Raw genomic sequence first — 1,286 nt, 5'->3', positions numbered from 1 at the left:
CCCGGGTACAAACCGGAGACATCGTTTACATTCCAAACCGGGGACATGGTTTACAGGCTAATACGCATGATCAGGAGGTATCTGATCATGCCCTGGAACCAAGAGTCCCCCATGGATCAACGAATCAGACTGGTCAGTGAATGGCTTTCCGGTGATTACACCAAGAGCCAACTGGCGTGCCGGTACAGTGTCAGCCGTCCCACGATTGACAAGTGGATAGCCCGATATGATGCGGGTGGGTTTGCGGCGCTGTCCGATGCCTCGCGGCGCCCTAACAACAGCCCTAACCAGACCAGCGATGAGCTACTGGCCCGCATTGTTGCGATGAAAGAAGCGCACGACAAATGGGGCCCCAAAAAGCTTATCGAGCTGCTGCGCCTTGAAGATCCCACGATTGATTGGCCCTCTCCAAGCACGGCAGGCCAGTGGCTGGATCGGATGGGCATGGTTCACAAGCGCGGCCCTAGACGGCGATACGGGAAGAGTCCCACGAAGATGCGGGAGGCCAACGAGCCGAACAAAACCTGGTGCATCGACTACAAGGGGCAGTTCAAGATGCTCGATGGCCAATGGTGCTATCCCTTGACGGTCACTGACCACGCCTCGCGCCTCATCCTGGCCTGCAAAGCCCACAAGAACATCATGACGCAGCCGGTCATCCAGACGCTTGAGTGGCTTTTCCAGGAGCATGGCATGCCGGAGGTCATCCGCTCTGATAACGGCAGCCCATTTGCCTCGGTTGGCTTGGCAAGGATGTCTACAATCGCGGTTTGGTTGATCCGCCTGGGCATCATTCCTGAGCGGACCGCACCCGCGCGACCTGATCAGAATGGTCGTCATGAGCGAATGCATCGAAGCATGAAGCTGGAACTGCCGATAGGACAAAACCTGATTGATCAGCAACTGCTACTCGAGCATTTTCGGCATGAGTTCAACTATGTCCGGCCCCACGAAGCGCTGGGGATGAAGCGGCCATCCGAGCTGTACGTACCCTCTGATCGTATTTACCCAGGATGCCTGCCTGTCGTGGAGTATCCCGCCGGAATGGAGGTCCGCAGTGTCAGGCAGAATGGGTCGATCAAATGGAAAGGCAAGCTGTTGTTCATCAGCGAAGCCCTTTCCGGCGAGAGGATCGCCCTAAAAGAAGTGGAAGATGATGTTTGGGATGTGTTCCTGTGTGACCATCTCCTGGGGAGGCTTGGACGGGGTGAAAACCGCGTCCAAGCCTCAAATGTGTAAACCATGTCCCCGGTTTACGATGTAAACGATGTCTCCGGTCGTACACC

The 1,286-nt window shown here is 56.1% G+C and carries 1 protein-coding gene; it reads left to right on the top strand.

Annotated features, from left to right (window positions below; translation table 11 throughout):
- Positions 1-111 precede the first annotated feature (111 nt).
- Positions 112-1,239 (top strand): DDE-type integrase/transposase/recombinase, encoded by a 1,128-nt coding sequence (locus F3J45_RS29540; protein WP_205300745.1) that lies wholly within the window; start codon positions 112-114, stop codon positions 1,237-1,239.
- Positions 1,240-1,286 lie beyond the last annotated feature (47 nt).

Origin of the sequence: Pantoea sp. Ap-967, assembly GCF_011752565.1 — a bacterium.
In the GTDB taxonomy this organism is placed as follows: Bacteria; Pseudomonadota; Gammaproteobacteria; order Pseudomonadales; family Pseudomonadaceae; genus Aquipseudomonas.
This window is presented reverse-complemented; position numbering and strand designations above follow the sequence as displayed.